Origin of the sequence: Serratia surfactantfaciens, assembly GCF_001642805.2 — a bacterium.
Lineage (GTDB): Bacteria > Pseudomonadota > Gammaproteobacteria > Enterobacterales > Enterobacteriaceae > Serratia > Serratia surfactantfaciens.
Window position 1 is genome coordinate 3,456,098 of sequence record NZ_CP016948.1, and the last position, 14,681, is coordinate 3,470,778.

Annotated in this window: 14 protein-coding genes, 3 tRNA genes and 1 pseudogene; 9 read left to right on the plus strand and 9 right to left on the minus strand. The window is 60.2% G+C overall.

Going from position 1 to position 14,681, the window contains the following annotated elements:
- Nucleotides 1–76: 76 nt before the first annotated feature.
- On the minus strand, nucleotides 77–403 hold the full coding sequence (locus ATE40_RS16280) for a YqcC family protein (RefSeq protein WP_025160237.1): 327 nt from the start codon (nucleotides 401–403) through the stop codon (nucleotides 77–79).
- A gap of 178 nt (nucleotides 404–581) precedes the next feature.
- On the opposite strand from ATE40_RS16280, the gene ATE40_RS16285 reads away from it, so the two are divergent.
- Nucleotides 582–1,820 (plus strand): MFS transporter, encoded by a 1,239-nt coding sequence (locus ATE40_RS16285; protein ID WP_025160236.1) that lies wholly within the window; start codon nucleotides 582–584, stop codon nucleotides 1,818–1,820.
- Nucleotides 1,821–2,429: 609 nt separating this feature from the next.
- Here the strand turns inward: ATE40_RS16285 and syd are convergent.
- A complete protein-coding gene (gene syd / locus ATE40_RS16290) occupies nucleotides 2,430–2,978 on the minus strand; it encodes a SecY-interacting protein (protein WP_063917938.1) in 549 nt (182 codons plus the stop codon).
- Between the two features lie 67 nt (nucleotides 2,979–3,045).
- Between syd and queF the strand changes: the two are divergent.
- The 3 genes and pseudogenes from queF to xni form a co-directional block, all read left to right on the plus strand.
- Nucleotides 3,046–3,258: pseudogene (queF, locus tag ATE40_RS16295) on the plus strand (NADPH-dependent 7-cyano-7-deazaguanine reductase QueF); the annotation flags it as partial.
- Between the two features lie 192 nt (nucleotides 3,259–3,450).
- The gene (gene ppnN, locus ATE40_RS16300; RefSeq protein WP_019455737.1) at nucleotides 3,451–4,815 is read left to right on the plus strand and encodes a nucleotide 5'-monophosphate nucleosidase PpnN; all 1,365 of its coding nucleotides are present in this window, start codon (nucleotides 3,451–3,453) and stop codon (nucleotides 4,813–4,815) included.
- A 55-nt stretch (nucleotides 4,816–4,870) separates the two neighbouring features.
- On the plus strand, nucleotides 4,871–5,629 hold the full coding sequence (gene xni / locus ATE40_RS16305) for a flap endonuclease Xni (RefSeq protein WP_063917940.1): 759 nt from the start codon (nucleotides 4,871–4,873) through the stop codon (nucleotides 5,627–5,629).
- Nucleotides 5,630–5,668: 39 nt separating this feature from the next.
- On the opposite strand, the gene rlmM is transcribed toward xni, so the two are convergent.
- The 4 genes from rlmM to ATE40_RS16325 form a co-directional block, all read right to left on the minus strand.
- On the minus strand, nucleotides 5,669–6,772 hold the full coding sequence (gene rlmM / locus ATE40_RS16310; RefSeq protein WP_019455735.1) for a 23S rRNA (cytidine(2498)-2'-O)-methyltransferase RlmM: 1,104 nt from the start codon (nucleotides 6,770–6,772) through the stop codon (nucleotides 5,669–5,671).
- Nucleotides 6,765–7,160 (minus strand): DUF423 domain-containing protein, encoded by a 396-nt coding sequence (locus tag ATE40_RS16315; RefSeq protein WP_025160235.1) that lies wholly within the window; start codon nucleotides 7,158–7,160, stop codon nucleotides 6,765–6,767. The genes rlmM and ATE40_RS16315 overlap by 8 nt, the downstream gene beginning before the upstream one ends.
- A 51-nt stretch (nucleotides 7,161–7,211) precedes the next feature.
- Nucleotides 7,212–8,129, minus strand: coding sequence for a transcriptional regulator GcvA (locus ATE40_RS16320; RefSeq protein ID WP_004931894.1), 918 nt, complete (start codon nucleotides 8,127–8,129; stop codon nucleotides 7,212–7,214).
- A gap of 387 nt (nucleotides 8,130–8,516) precedes the next feature.
- Nucleotides 8,517–8,741 carry a YgdI/YgdR family lipoprotein gene (locus ATE40_RS16325; RefSeq protein WP_004931891.1) on the minus strand — a complete coding sequence of 75 codons (225 nt, stop codon included), beginning with the start codon at nucleotides 8,739–8,741 and terminating at the stop codon, nucleotides 8,517–8,519.
- 196 nt (nucleotides 8,742–8,937) lie between these two features.
- Here ATE40_RS16325 and csdA point away from each other — a divergent pair, with 196 nt between their 5' ends.
- The gene (gene csdA / locus ATE40_RS16330) at nucleotides 8,938–10,143 is read left to right on the plus strand and encodes a cysteine desulfurase CsdA (protein WP_063917941.1); all 1,206 of its coding nucleotides are present in this window, start codon (nucleotides 8,938–8,940) and stop codon (nucleotides 10,141–10,143) included.
- Nucleotides 10,144–10,162: 19 nt separating this feature from the next.
- Complete coding sequence (gene csdE, locus ATE40_RS16335; protein ID WP_019455732.1) at nucleotides 10,163–10,597, plus strand: cysteine desulfurase sulfur acceptor subunit CsdE; 435 nt, start codon at nucleotides 10,163–10,165, stop codon at nucleotides 10,595–10,597.
- On the opposite strand, the gene tcdA is transcribed toward csdE, so the two are convergent.
- Both tcdA and mltA read right to left on the minus strand, forming a co-directional pair.
- Entirely contained in the window at nucleotides 10,588–11,394 is an 807-nt protein-coding gene (tcdA, locus tag ATE40_RS16340; protein WP_019455731.1) for a tRNA cyclic N6-threonylcarbamoyladenosine(37) synthase TcdA, read from the minus strand. The two genes, csdE and tcdA, sit on opposite strands and share 10 nt — an antisense overlap.
- An 84-nt stretch (nucleotides 11,395–11,478) precedes the next feature.
- On the minus strand, nucleotides 11,479–12,615 hold the full coding sequence (gene mltA, locus ATE40_RS16345) for a murein transglycosylase A (RefSeq protein ID WP_019455730.1): 1,137 nt from the start codon (nucleotides 12,613–12,615) through the stop codon (nucleotides 11,479–11,481).
- Between the two features lie 216 nt (nucleotides 12,616–12,831).
- On the opposite strand from mltA, the gene ATE40_RS16350 reads away from it, so the two are divergent.
- The 3 genes from ATE40_RS16350 to ATE40_RS16360 all read left to right on the plus strand — a co-directional run bounded on the left by ATE40_RS16350 (nucleotide 12,832) and on the right by ATE40_RS16360 (nucleotide 13,185).
- Nucleotides 12,832–12,908: transfer RNA gene (locus ATE40_RS16350), tRNA-Met, on the plus strand.
- A gap of 58 nt (nucleotides 12,909–12,966) precedes the next feature.
- Nucleotides 12,967–13,043, plus strand: a tRNA-Met gene (locus tag ATE40_RS16355).
- Nucleotides 13,044–13,108: 65 nt separating this feature from the next.
- Nucleotides 13,109–13,185, plus strand: a tRNA-Met gene (locus ATE40_RS16360).
- 90 nt (nucleotides 13,186–13,275) lie between these two features.
- Here the strand turns inward: ATE40_RS16360 and amiC are convergent.
- Entirely contained in the window at nucleotides 13,276–14,529 is a 1,254-nt protein-coding gene (amiC, locus tag ATE40_RS16365; RefSeq protein ID WP_019455729.1) for an N-acetylmuramoyl-L-alanine amidase AmiC, read from the minus strand.
- Nucleotides 14,530–14,681 lie beyond the last annotated feature (152 nt).

The following is a 14,681-nucleotide window of genomic DNA, read 5'->3' on the forward strand; positions in this document are numbered from 1 at the left end:
CGTCGGCTCTCCTGCCCGGCATCCGCGCGAGTACTCTACACTGCCGGGCGGCAAAAATCTGCGCGCCGCCGGCGAATTACGGCTCTTTATTCAACATCAAATCCAGCTGCTGCAGCAGCACCAACAGCGGCAGGCTGCTCGGCTCACGCTCCTTCAACGCCTCTTCAAAATAAGGCGTGATGGCGAAGCGCGTCGGCAATGGCGCTGCGGCGTCCAGCAGCGCATACATGCGCGGCAGAAACACCCACTGCAACCAGGCTTCGGCCGACATGCTGTCAATGCAGAACGGCTCGGTGCTGGAGAAAGCCTCAGGCTCGGGCGGAGCGGCCTGCCACAAAGCCAGATCGCGCATGGATTGTTCAATCGCCTGCAAACTGCGGCGAACCTGATTATGTATACTCATCTGCATTCCCGATCTCTTTTCATCATGGTATCCAGCACGCTGGCTGAAAGGCGGCAAAGCATAGCATTTTTATAGCCCAAATTCGGCGCGCCTGAGGCCGGCCGCCGTTTTTATCTGGTGGCGCTCGCCGCCGCGCGGCACAATAGGCCCACCGAACTCACCACACAGATAAAGATTCATGTCCGTAATAACAGAGAAAAAAAACCACGCGACGCCCGGTAAGGCCATGCTGGCCTCGGTCACCGGTTATGCCATGGACGGGTTTGACCTGCTGATCCTCGGCTTTATGCTGCCGGCCATCAGCATCGAATTAGGATTAACCTCATCGGCCGCCGGTTCGCTGGTCACCTGGACGCTGATCGGCGCGGTGCTGGGCGGCGTGATCTTCGGCCACCTCAGCGATCGCTTTGGCCGCATCCGGGTGCTCACCCTCACCATCCTGATGTTTTCGCTGTTCACGGGCCTGTGCGCCGTGGCGCAGGGGTATTGGGATCTGCTGGCCTACCGCACCTTGGCGGGCATCGGGCTGGGCGGTGAGTTCGGCATCGGCATGGCGCTGATCGCCGAAGCCTGGCCGGCGGAAAAACGTAACCGCGCCTCGGCTTACGTCGGCATGGGCTGGCAGTTGGGCGTGCTAGCGGCCGCCTTCCTGACGCCGCTGCTGCTGGAACATATCGGCTGGCGCGGCATGTTTTTGGTCGGCCTGCTGCCGGCGCTGGCGTCATTCCTGATCCGCCGTACGCTGGGCGAGCCAGAGGAGTTCGTGCGGCAGAAAGACGCCGGACAGCCGCTCTCTTTTCTGCAGCGTTTGCGTCTGTTGTTTAAGGATCGCGCCACCAGCAAGGCCAGCATCGGCATCTTCATTCTCTGTTCGGTGCAGAACTTCGGCTACTACGGGCTGATGATCTGGATGCCGACTTACCTGGCGAAAAACTTCGGCTTTTCGCTCACCAAGTCCGGTCTGTGGACGGCGGTGACGGTCGTCGGCATGACCTTCGGCATCTGGCTGTTTGGCGTCCTGGCCGACCGCTTCGCCCGCTGGAAGATCTTCGTGCTTTATCAGGTAGGTGCCGTGGTGATGGTGATAGGTTACGCCCAGTTGAGCGATCCGATGCTGATGCTGTTCGCCGGCGCGCTGATGGGCCTGTTCGTCAACGGCATGATCGGCGGCTACGGCGCACTGATTTCCGATACCTATCCGGTACAGGCGCGCGCCACCGCGCAAAACATCCTGTTCAATCTGGGGCGCGGCGTCGGCGGGCTGGGGCCATTGGTGATCGGTGCGCTGGTGACGCAGGTGTCGTTTACCGCCGCCATCAGCCTGCTGGCGGCGATTTACCTGCTGGATATCTACGCCACGCTGTTCCTGCTGCCGAAAAAGCAGAGTGCAGGCGATACGCTGGGTGCAATTGGTTAGCGCTGGCGATAGATTAAGGCGGGGCGCACGCGCGGCGGGATAGAACAAAAAGTTGGGGGCACTGCGTTAACAGTGCCCCCGGTTCGTTTTATAGCTATCCCGCTACACAGCGTGCTCCCTGCTCAATCCTTGAAAACTTTTCCTGCGGCCATCCTGACCAAGTGGTCCTTGCATCATCCTGCAGCATCGTCCTGACGCGGTTCCTCAGCCTTCCTGACCCACCGACAGTCCTGTGCCGGCTCTCAATCTCCGTCCTGGAGGTGTCCCTGGTTTCTATCCTGAAACATCCTGGGCATCTCCTGACGCCATCCTTCGCTCTTGCCTGAGCGCATCCCTTTCTTCTTCCTGAAGCTGCATCATCCTGATGCTTTCCTGCTCCGCCGGTTCCATGCCGGTAACGATAAGATCGCTTAAATTCCCCGGAATCACAAGGGTTTGGGAGACATCTCACACTAAATTAACACTAAGAGTTATCCTAAAGAAATTCTAACCAATTGATCTGGATAACAATAATCTCATTGTTCGAAGCGAGGTGAAAAAAATTAAGAGCGATCTCTCACAGCCCGTGTGAGAGATCTCTTACACGATCGGCGGTGAATCCGACGCGCTTCAGTCCAGCACGGGGCGCAGCGCATCGAGGAAATTCCCCAGCGTCGCCGCCAACAGGGTGCGCTTATCGCTACCGAATTGTTCCAGCACGACGTTGCCGCTGACGTTGCACAGCGACACCATCGTCATCTCGGATTCGGTGGTCGCCAGGAAAAGGGTCGGCGACAGCTTGAGGCGCTTTTGCGTCACCAGATGACCGATCAGGTTCTCCTGCAGGCGGATGAAATCATCCTCGCTCCAGACCTGCAGCAGGCTCAGGCGATGCTCGCCAAACTGGGCGCTCATGTCGCCCGCGTATTGTTGCGTGTAGAAACGGTGCGCGTCCGGCTGCAAACGCAGCTCCAGCGCGGCCTCGACCTTCTCCAGCGTCGCCGCCGGCTCGAAAGGCTGCGGCAACCACAGCACTTCGTCCTCGCGGTTCTCCACGATGCAGGGCGACGGCACGCCGTACAGCGCCTGGCTGGCCGGCGCGTGGCCGCGCGCTTGCTGCCACAACTCGACATAACGTTGAGTGAATTCACGCAGAGCGTGCGATACATCATGGTCCATATTCTTTCTCGCATACGTTAAACTGGCGGCCATTGTACCTATCTCTGACCAAGGTGACAGCAGATGCGAAGCGCTGTTGCGCCACCTGGTCTCCTTTCGCCACCACAACGAGTTCCACGAGCAGTGCGTCGAGCGCATCTTCAACGATCTGATGCGCTATTGTCGGCCGCAAAGCCTGACGGTGTACGCCCGCTATACTCGCCGCGGCGGGCTGGATATCAACCCGTGGCGCAGCAATGTCGAGTTCACTCCCGGGCATGGCCGCCTGGCGCGCCAATAAGTGCGAAACATTGCTCAACAACTGAGCTAACGAGCGGTTTGTGTTGGTAAAAGCGCGGGGACGGCGGTAAGGTTAAAACGAGGCTGCGGCCGGGCACAGCGCCCGCTGCGCCGCAGCACGCCAACCATAACGAGATGCTGTTTTGCTGCGTATGGATTACTACCGCCCCGCACCGGGTGCAAAGGAGTTACCTTGATTACACACATCAGCCCGCTTGGCTCTATGGATTTATTGTCGCAGCTGGAAGTAGACATGCTGAAGCGCACCGCCAGCAGCGACCTGTACCGCCTGTTCCGCAACTGTTCGCTGGCCGTGTTGAACTCCGGCAGCCAGACCGACAACAGCAAACAGCTGCTGTCGCGCTATGAAACCTTCGACATCAACGTGCTGCGCCGCGAACGCGGGGTGAAGCTGGAGCTGGTCAACCCGCCGGAAGAGGCGTTCGTCGACGGCCGTATCATCCGCTCGCTGCAGGCCAACCTGTTCGCCGTACTGCGCGACATCCTGTTCGTGCACGGCCAAATCGCCAGCGCCGGCCGTTTCCAGCACCTGAACCTGGAAAACTCGGCCCACATCACCAACCTGGTGTTCTCGATCCTGCGCAATGCACGCACGCTGCACCTGGATGAAGATCCCAATATGGTGGTGTGCTGGGGCGGCCACTCGATCAACGAGAACGAATACCTCTACGCGCGCAAGGTCGGCAGCCAGCTGGGCCTGCGCGAGTTGAACATCTGCACCGGCTGCGGGCCGGGCGCCATGGAAGCGCCGATGAAAGGCGCTGCGGTCGGCCACGCGCAGCAGCGTTACCGCAACAGCCGCTTCATCGGCATGACCGAACCGTCGATCATCGCCGCCGAGCCGCCTAACCCGCTGGTCAACGAGCTGGTGATCATGCCGGACATCGAAAAACGCCTGGAAGCCTTCGTGCGCATCGCGCACGGCATCATCATCTTCCCGGGCGGCGTCGGCACCGCCGAAGAGCTGCTGTACCTGCTGGGTATCCTGATGAACCCGGAGAACAGCGAACAGGTGCTGCCGCTGATCCTGACCGGGCCGAAAGAGAGCGCCGACTACTTCCGCGTGCTGGACGAGTTCATCATGAACACGCTGGGCGACGCTGCGCGCCGCCACTACACCATCATCATCGACGATCCGGCGGAAGTGGCGCGGCAAATGAAGAAAGCCATGCCGCTGGTGAAGGAAAACCGCCGCAACACTGGCGACGCCTACAGCTTTAACTGGTCGATCCGCATCGCGCCGGATCTGCAGCTGCCGTTCGAGCCGACTCACGAGAACATGGCAAACCTCAACCTGTATCCGAACCAGCCGCCGGAGCAATTGGCCGCCGCGCTGCGCCGTGCGTTCTCCGGCATCGTCGCCGGCAACGTGAAGGAAAACGGTATCCACGCCATCGAGCAGTTCGGCCCGTACAAGCTGCACGGCGAACCGCAAATGATGAAGCAAATGGACAGCCTGCTGCAGGGCTTTGTCGCCCAGCACCGCATGAAGCTGCCGGGCAGCGCCTATGTGCCCTGCTACGAAATCGTAGCCTGACCCTCAATCCCGGGCGGCGTAACAGCCGCCCTGTTTTTTTCCGACCTGACAGCCCATGATGATACACCTACTGATTGTCGACGCCCTGAACCTCATCCGCCGCATTCACGCCGTGCAGGGCTCCCCTTGCGTCAGCGCCTGCCGCCATGCGCTGCAGCAGCTGATCCAGCACAGCCGCCCGACCCACGCGGTGGCGGTATTCGACGAGGACGACCGCAGCGACAGCTGGCGTCACCAAATTCTGCCGGACTACAAGGCCGGGCGTTCACCGATGCCGGAAAACCTGCAGCAGGAGATGCCGCAGCTGCGCGAGGCCTTCGCCGAGTTGGGCGTCGCCAGCTGGCATTCCCCCGGCAATGAAGCGGACGATCTGGCGGCTACGCTGGCGGCGAAGGTCGCCGGCGGCGGCCATCAGGTGACCATCGTCTCCACCGACAAAGGCTACTGCCAGCTGCTGGCGCCGAACGTGCAAATTCGCGATTATTTCCAGAAACGCTGGCTGGATATGCCCTTCGTGCAGCAGGAATTCGGCGTGCAGCCGCAGCAGCTGCCGGACTATTGGGGGCTGGCGGGAATTGGCAGCAGCAAGATCCCCGGCGTGGCCGGCATCGGGCCGAAAACCGCCGTGCTGCTGTTGCAACAATCGGGCAGCCTGGACGGGCTGTATCAGCACCTGGAGCAGGTGCCGGAGAAATGGCGCGGCAAGCTGGAACAGCACCGCGAGCTGGCCTACGTCAGCAAACGAGTCGCCACGCTGCGCACCGATCTGTCGCTGGACGGCAACCTGCAGCAACTGCGCCTGCCGATACAATAAGGGCGCTGCAAGCAGCGCCCTTCATCAAGCTTAACGCGATTAATCGCGCTCGTCGCGCCGGCCCGGCACCGCCGACCACATGCGGCGCACGTGCACGGTGATCTCTTCGCGGTCGTGATACAGCTGCTTGGCATGCACTTCGACGCTGATGCCGGCGGCGCCCAGCGCTTCGCGGATGCTCATCAGGTTTTGCGACACTTCCTCATAGCGCTTTTTCATCGGCAGCTTAAGGTTAAAGATCGCTTCGCGGCACCAACCTTTCACCAGCCACTGAATCATCAGGCTGGTCACCTTCGCCGGTTTCTCCACCATGTCGCACACCAGCCAGTAGATCTTGCTGCTGTTCGGCTCGAACTTAAAGCCGTCGGCGCGGTGATGCGTCACCTGGCCGGTTTCCATCAGGCTCGGCGCCATCGGGCCGTTATCCACCGAGTGTACCATCATGCTGCGTTTCACCAGCTGATAGGTCCAGCCGCCCGGGCAGGCGCCCAGATCGACCGCGTGCATGCCGCTGGCCAGGCGTTCGTCCCACTCGTCGGCGGGGATGAACACATGGAACGCTTCTTCCAGCTTCAGCGTCGAACGGCTCGGCGCATCGGCCGGGAAGCGCAGACGCGGAATGCCCATATAGAACGGCGAGTTGTTATTGCTGTAGGAGTAACCGACGTAGCAGCAGCCCGGCGCGATGAAGAACACGTGCACCACCGGGCGGGTCGGGTTCTCGCGCGCCATCAGCACCTTCTGCTCGCGCATCGCGGCGCGCAGCGGCACCGTCAGCTTGCGGCAGAATTTCATCAGCTCTTTGCTTTCGTTGGTGTCCGGCACTTCCACCCGCAGCTCGCCGCCGCGATCAACCACGCCGATCAGCATGCCGACGATCGGCGATACCCGATCTTCCGGCGGCAGATCGCGCAGCAGCTCGCCCACCACGATCATCTGACGGGCGAAAATCAGTTCGCGGAACGGAATTTCCCGCGCCAGCCGGTCGGCGTCATCCGGCTGGTAGCATTCGAACAGCACGTAGCCGCTGTGCTCTTTTACCCGCGCAAAGCCGTAAATCTCCAGTTGGGCGGCCTTGTCGGTGATCTCCGCCGCACACTCTTTCTCAAAACCGGGACGGCAGTACAACGCAATCTTATTCATGGCGCTCGGCCTTTTTCCTCAGACGCAAAGCGCCAATCAACATCAATATCCAGCCGATCAGGAAGCACACGCCGCCAACCGGCGTGATGTATACCCAAACCTTCAGGTGCGACAGCGCCAGACAATAGAGGCTGCCGCTAAACAACACGGTGCCGAGCGCCAGCAGCGCCCCGCTCCAGTAAAACCACAGGCTCACGCGGCGCTGCATCGCGACCGCCAGCGCCAGGATGGCCAGAGTGTGGAACCCCTGATACTCCAACCCGGTGCGGATCCAGGCCATTTCGTTGGCACCGAGCGTACCGCTCAGCACATGCGCGCCGAATGCGCCCAACGCGACAAACACAAAGCCGCTGATAGCGGCGAAAACCAGCATGGAACGGCTGCTCATCGTGATCTATCCCATTAAAAATCACCGGCCGCGGCAAGGCGGCGGCCGGCCTTATTGTTCGTAGCGGAAGCGGAACTTTTCTTGTTCGCTGGCGGCGCGCGCCAGGATCCACTGCCGGAAGGCGGCTATTTTACCCAGTTCTGCCTGGCTGTCATGACATACCAGATAAAAAGCGTTTTTGCTGACCAACACATCGTTGAACGGGCACACCAGGCGACCGGCTTCGATCTCGGTTTGCGCCATCACGTTGTTCACCAGCGCCACACCCTGGCCGTGCACCGCCGCCTGCACCACCATGGCGCTGTGGCTGAAGATCGGCCCCTGCTGCACGTTGATGTGCTGCAACCCCAGTTGGCGCGTATACGCCAGCCAGTCGCGGCGTGAAACGTCATGCAGCAAGGTATGATAAGCCAGATCGTCCGCGGTTTTCAGCGGATGATCGCCGGTCAGCAGGCTCGGCGAACAAACCGGCAGCAAATATTCCGCATACAGACGCTCGGCGCGCAGCCCCGGCCAGTTGCCGCGGCCGTAGAAAATCGCCACGTCGACATCGTCCGCCAGCTTGTCCTCTTCGCGGTCCACCGCCTGGATACGCACGTCGATGCCCGGATAAGCTGAGTTAAAGCCGGACAGGCGCGGCACCAGCCACTGAATGGCGAAGCTCGGCGGCAGACTGACGGTCAATGCCCCCTTGGCGCTGCGCGCCTGCAGCTTGCGTGTCGCCTCGTTGATCGAAGAGAAGATCTCCTTGATATCGAGGTAGTAACTTTGCCCCTCTTCGGTCAGCAACAGCGAGCGGTTGCGCCGACGGAACAGCTTCAGCCCGAGGAAGTCCTCCAGCGACTTGATCTGGTGGCTCACCGCGGCCTGAGTCACGAACAGCTCTTCCGCCGCCTTGGTGAAACTCAGGTGGCGAGCGGCCGCATCGAACACGCGCAGCGCATTGAGGGGAGGTAAGCGTTTAGACATTAAATTAGCTACTTTTGTGTAACATTAATCCGAATGATTCGGTGCCGAAAATCGGGCGGCTTTGTGTGGCAAGCCATCGGTAAACGCTAACGGCGTATTGCCATTAGTTTTTTTAATCCGAGCCATTATAATTTGTCCGTTGAGGATGCGCCAGCAAATACCTATAGTGGCGGCACTTCCCGGGCCGGAACGAAAAGGGAGTGGGTGTCGAGGACGCCGATGAACTTTTGGCTTGTGGTTGTGATGTTGTGTTTGCAAATTGTCCGGCGATTCCGGACATGGTAGCTAGGCTACTGTTTTTTCACTTCCTGTACATTTACCCTGTCTGTCCATAGTGATTTTATGCAGCACCGCAAAACTTGCGGTGCTTTTTTTTTTGCCTGACGATTACTGGTTGCTTTCAACCATCTCTTTCACATCGGCGCGGTTGATCTGCTGCTCGACGCCGTTAGCGTCTTTATAGCTGATCATGCCGGTGTCGTTGTCCACTTTAGGCTTACCGTCAGCGACAATGGTGCGTCCGTCATTGGTATGCATCACGTAGTTGCTGGAACAGGCGGCCAGGGTGAACGTAAGCATCAGGGCAGAGATAACTGCGGCTGTTTTCTTCATTGAGGACTCCTTTGTAGTTTTAAATGCTGATAAATACCTTTTATCTGTATAGATGCGATTAATTAGCGCACATTTAATAGCATAACAAACTTTCCCAATTTTGCCAGGCGATAACTCCTAATGGACGGGATCGCTTGTCTCAGACGGCAAAATAGGACAGGATCACCCATCGACTCAAGCCAGTGACAATCAGGGTATGACGCCTTTTAACCCCAGCCTTTTTCGCCAACAGTTTCCCGCGCTCGCGCAGGACGGCATCTATCTGGACAGCGCCGCCACCGCGTTGAAACCCCAGGCGGTGATCGACGCCACGCAGCAGTTTTATCGCGATGACGCCGCCACCGTGCACCGCAGCCAACATCGGGCGGCGCAGGATCTGACCGCCCGCTTCGAGCTGGCGCGCGGCCAGGTCGCACGGCTGCTCAATGCGCCGTCGGCCGATGACATCATCTGGGCGCGCGGCACCACCGAGGCGATCAACCTGGTGGCGCAGAGCTACCTGCGCCCGCGCCTGCAGCCGGGCGATGAAATCCTGGTGAGCGAGGCGGAACACCACGCCAACCTGATCCCCTGGCTGATGGTGGCGGAGCAAACCGGCGCGCACGTGGTGAAACTGCCGATCGGCGCCGACCGGCTGCCGGACCTGACGCAGCTGCCCGCCCTGCTCAACGAGAAAACCCGCCTGTTGGCACTGGGGCAAATGTCCAACGTCACCGGCGGTTGCCCGGATCTGGCGCCGGCAATCGCGCTGGCGCATGCCGCCGGCGCGCGCGTGATGATCGACGGCGCACAGGGCGTGGTGCACGGCCCGGCCGACGTACAGCGGCTCGACATCGATTTCTACGCCTTCTCAGGCCACAAATTGTATGGCCCGACCGGCATCGGCGCACTGTACGGCAAAGCCGAGCTGTTGGCGCAAATGGCGCCCTGGCAAGGCGGCGGCAAGATGCTGACCCAGGCGTCGTTCGACGGTTTTACCCCGCAAAAACCGCCGCACTGCTTCGAGGCCGGCACGCCAAACATCGCCGGCGTGCTGGGATTGGCCGCAGCGCTCACCTGGCTCAGCGAACAGGACATGGCGGCGGCGGAGCGCTACAGCCGCGAGCTGGCGGATCGAGCGGAACAGCGCCTGGCGCAGCTGCCGGGTTTTCGCAGCTTCCGCAGTTCCGGCTCCAGCCTGCTGGCGTTCGACATCGCCGGCGTACACCACAGCGACATCGTCACGCTGCTGGCGGAACAAGGCATTGCGCTGCGCGCGGGCCAACACTGCGCGCAGCCGCTGATGGCGGCGTTAGGCGTCAGCGGCACGCTGCGCGCGTCGTTCGCCCCCTACAATACGCAGCAGGACGTCGATACGCTGGTCAGCGCGTTGACTCACGCCCTCGATCTGCTGGCCGACTAACTTGACTCCCGGAGACGCTATGCTCGCCCCCCATCCTTTTGGCCGAGAGGTCACCGCCGACGCGTTGATCGCCACCTTCAGCGCGCTGAAACAGTGGGAGGACCGCTACCGCCAGCTGATCATGCTCGCGAAACGGCTGCCGCCGCTGCCGGAAACCTTACGCAGTGAAGAAATGGAATTGAGCGGTTGTGAAAACCGCGTCTGGCTGGGACACCAGTTGCTGGAAGACGGCACGCTGCATTTCTATGGCGACAGCGAAGGGCGCATCGTGCGCGGCCTGCTGGCGGTGCTGCTGACCGAAGTGGAAGGGAAAACGCCGCAGCAGATCGCCGCATTGGATCCGCTGGCGCTGTTCGACCGGTTGGCGTTGCGCGCTCAGCTTAGCGCCACGCGCGCCAGCGGCCTGGCGGCGTTGGCCGCCGCCGTGCAGGCGATCGCCGCCCGTTACGCCTGACGCGCCGCCTTCGCCAGCATCTTTTTCAGCGCGTGCGATACGGCGACGAAGCCGAAGGTGGCGGTGACCATGGTCGCCGCGCCGAAACCCGCGCTGCAATCCATCCTTTTTGGCCCTTCCGCCGTGCTGCGCGAAGCGCACACCGAGCCGTCCGGCTGCGGATAAACCAGCGGCTCGCTGGAGAAGACGCAGTCGATGCCCAGCTTGCCCTTGCCGTTCTTCACCACGTTGAAATCGTGTTTCAGCCGCTCGCGCAGTTTGGCGGCCAGCGGATCCTGAATGGTCTTCGCCAGATCGGCCACGTCGATTTTAGTCGGGTCTATTTGCCCGCCGGCGCCGCCGGTGGTCACCACCGGGATCTTGAAACGGCGGCAGTAGGACAGCAGCGCCGCCTTCGGCCGCACGCTGTCGATCGCGTCGATGACATAGCTGAAGTTATGGTCCAGCAGCTCGGCGACGTTGTCCGGGGTGATGAAATCATCGATGCAGGTCACCCGGCATTCCGGGTTAATCGCCAGGATGCGCTCCGCCATCACCTCGGTTTTGGATTGCCCGACATGCTGACGCAATGCGTGGATTTGACGATTGGTATTAGTGACGCAGACATCATCCATGTCGATCAGGGTGATGGCGCCGATGCCGGTGCGCGCCAGCGCCTCAGCCGCCCAGGAACCCACGCCGCCGATGCCGATCACGCAGACGTGCGCCTGCGCGAACACCGCCAGCGCCTGCTGGCCGTACAACCGCGCCGTGCCGCCGAAACGCTGCAGATAGGCTTCCGAATAAGCTGTGCTCATAACGCTTTAATTACCTTCGTAATGCAAATGATAAGGGCCGGAAAATCCGGCCCTTGCGGGTCAATCTTTTCACGCCGCGTGCGTTTACCGGGTGGCCAACAACGAACCGCCGCCGTTTGACTGATTGGCGCTGAACAGCTGGCCGCCGCCATTGTTCTTCAGCACCCAAACGCGGCCGTAGTGGTTGTAGTATCCCGCCGAGTGGCCGGCTTCCGGCCCGATGCCCTGATACATGTCAAAATGCTGGCCCTTGATGGCACCGCCAACATCGAGCGCGACCATCAGGCGCATCTCGTATTTTCCCGTGAATTTACCCTTGTTGTCCAGCAGCGGCACTTCGGCCAGCAGCGTGGTGCCCGCCGGAATCAGCGAACGATCGGACGCTACCGAGGCTTTGGCAACCAACGGCACCGCGCTGGCGCCCTTCACCGGCGCAAAAGCTTCTGGACGGAAGAACACGAACGACGGGTTTTGTTCCAGCAGCTCACGCACCTCTGCGGCGCTGTGGGTATCCGCCCACTGACGGATCGCCTGCATCGACATGTCCGCCTTGGCCACTTCGCCGCGATCGATCAGCACCTTGCCGATGCTGCGATAGGCGTGGCCGTTTTTGCCGCCGTAGCCGAAGAACACCAGCGGCTGACCATTGCCATAGTCGACGTAGCCGCTGCCCTGGACTTCCATCATGAAGTTGTCCATCAGCGAGTTGGTGTAAGCGATGATATAGCGATCGTCGAGCGCGCCGGAATAGATGCCCGCGCGATCCGGCAGGCGCCCCCTGCCCTTCGGCGGCATGCGGTACAGCGGATAGCGGAACTCGCCCTGCTGGGTATAGCGCGCCTGCACCACCGGCGTGTAGTAGCCGGTAAACTGCACGTTGCCGTAATTGTCGACGCCTTCCATCTGGTAAGCGCTGAGGCCATACTGGCTCAGCATGCGCGTGTCGGCGCCGGACGCCATCCAGCTTTGCACCGCCTGATAAGTGCTGTTGTTGCGATTAAACAGCGAAGGCGACGCGTACTTGATCTCCATCAGCTGATCAGAATAATCCTTGGCGTTGACCGGCGAACCTTTGGCGTTGGGCTGATTGACCAGCTCCAGCGATTGATCCAGACGGCCGTCTTTATATTGCTGACCCCGATCGGTCGGCTTGGACGAACAGCCCGCCAACACCGCCACCATCAACCCGCCAAGCAGGTATTTGCCCCAACGTCCTTTCATCGCGCACACTCTCAAACTGATATGATCTACCGGCTGAACGATAACAAACGCTCATTGATAAAGGAATCGCTGCAAATAAAAAAACCCGCACGGAGGATGGTGATGAAAAAGAAGGCAAATTGCGGGCAAATTCAGCAGAAAAACGGGTTTAGGGCAATAAAATGCAAAAAGGGTTTGCAACAAAACGCATGGAGAGTATAGTGCGCATCCATCGGACGCGGGGTGGAGCAGCCTGGTAGCTCGTCGGGCTCATAACCCGAAGGTCGTCGGTTCAAATCCGGCCCCCGCAACCAACCGATGCCGCATTGGCGGTATTTTTCGTTTGGTTTCGATAACAAAGTATTACACGGACGCGGGGTGGAGCAGCCTGGTAGCTCGTCGGGCTCATAACCCGAAGGTCGTCGGTTCAAATCCGGCCCCCGCAACCAACCGAATGTCGTACCAGCGGCATAACATGAACGGTGGTTTCGTAGTAATACAGCATCAAGACGGACGCGGGGTGGAGCAGCCTGGTAGCTCGTCGGGCTCATAACCCGAAGGTCGTCGGTTCAAATCCGGCCCCCGCAACCAACTCTTGATGACAACAGATAAGCACCCTGACGGGTGTTTTTTTGTATCTGCAATCCGCGAAAATAGCCGGACTCGCGCCCGGCCCTGCCGTTATCGGCTCGCCAACGCGCCGCCGTTGGCGAAATAAGCCTTAATACCCGCCAGAATCGACTCCGCCACCTGCTGTTGGAAATGGCTGGTGCGCAGCTTGCGCTCCTCTTCGATGTTGCTGATAAACGCCGTCTCCACCAAGATCGACGGGATATCCGGCGCCTTTAACACCGCAAAACCGGCCTGATCGACGCGATTCTTGTGCAACCGGTTGATTTTGCCCATCCGATTCAACACTTCCTTGCCGAACTTCAGGCTGTCGTTGATGGTCGCGGTCTGGATCAGATCGAACATGGTGTGGTCGAGATAGCGGTCGCCGCTCTTGCTGACGCCGCCGATTTGGTCCGACGCGTTCTGTGTCTGTGCCAGGAACTTGGCCGCCGAACTGGTGGCGCCCTTGGTGGACAACGCGAACACCGATGAACCGCGCGCCGCGCGGCTGGTAAAGGCATCGGCGTGAATCGAAACGAACAGGTCCGCACGCTGCTTGCGCGCCTTGGCGACGCGCACCTTAAGCGGGATAAACACGTCTTCGTTGCGCGTCATGAACACCTTCATGTTCGGCTCGCGCTTGATCATGGCGCTCAGCTTGCGGGCAATCTGCAGCACGATGTCTTTCTCGCGCGTCTTGTACTTGCCGATCGCACCGGGATCTTCGCCGCCGTGGCCAGGATCCAGCATGATGACGATTGGCCGATCGCGCCCCGCCTTGCCGGCCTGCGGCGCTTCCGGCGGCAGCGTGCGCTCCAGATCGCCCTTGTTGTAATCTTCCAGTAACGCCAGTAGCGGATCATACTCCTCACCGCCGCTGCCGACCTTGGTCGGATAGAGATCCATCACCAGACGGTTGCGATACTCCGGCACCGGCGCCAGCGTGAAAATATGCGGGCTGACGCTTTGTTTGAGCTCCAGCACCAGCCGCACGGTATTCTGATCAAACTGGCCAACGCGCGCCTGCTTGAGATAAGGATCGTCGGCGCGCACCTGCCCGGCGATGCCTTTCAGCACGCTGTTGAGGTGAACGCCTTCAATATCCACCACCACGCGATCGGGATTGGTCAGCGCAAACTGCTTGTATTTGAGTTCGACGTTGGATTCCAACGTGACGCGGGTATAGGTGGAGGATGGCCAGACGCGCACGGCGATCACGTGCGATGATGCGGCGAAGCCCGTACGACTCACACTCAGCAACCAGCTGGCGGCAACGCCCTGTAATAAACGACGGCGGCCCAGATTGTGATTAGAGTTTGGCATGCGGCTCCGGCAGTAATAGCTGTTTACAACAGATGAAAAAAACACCAATGAAATGGGGATGCCGAAAACTTTAACCAATCATTCCAGCCCTGTCATCAGAAAATCTTTTTATGGTTTTTCAATTTATTAACGATTTAGCGCCCTTAGCGCAC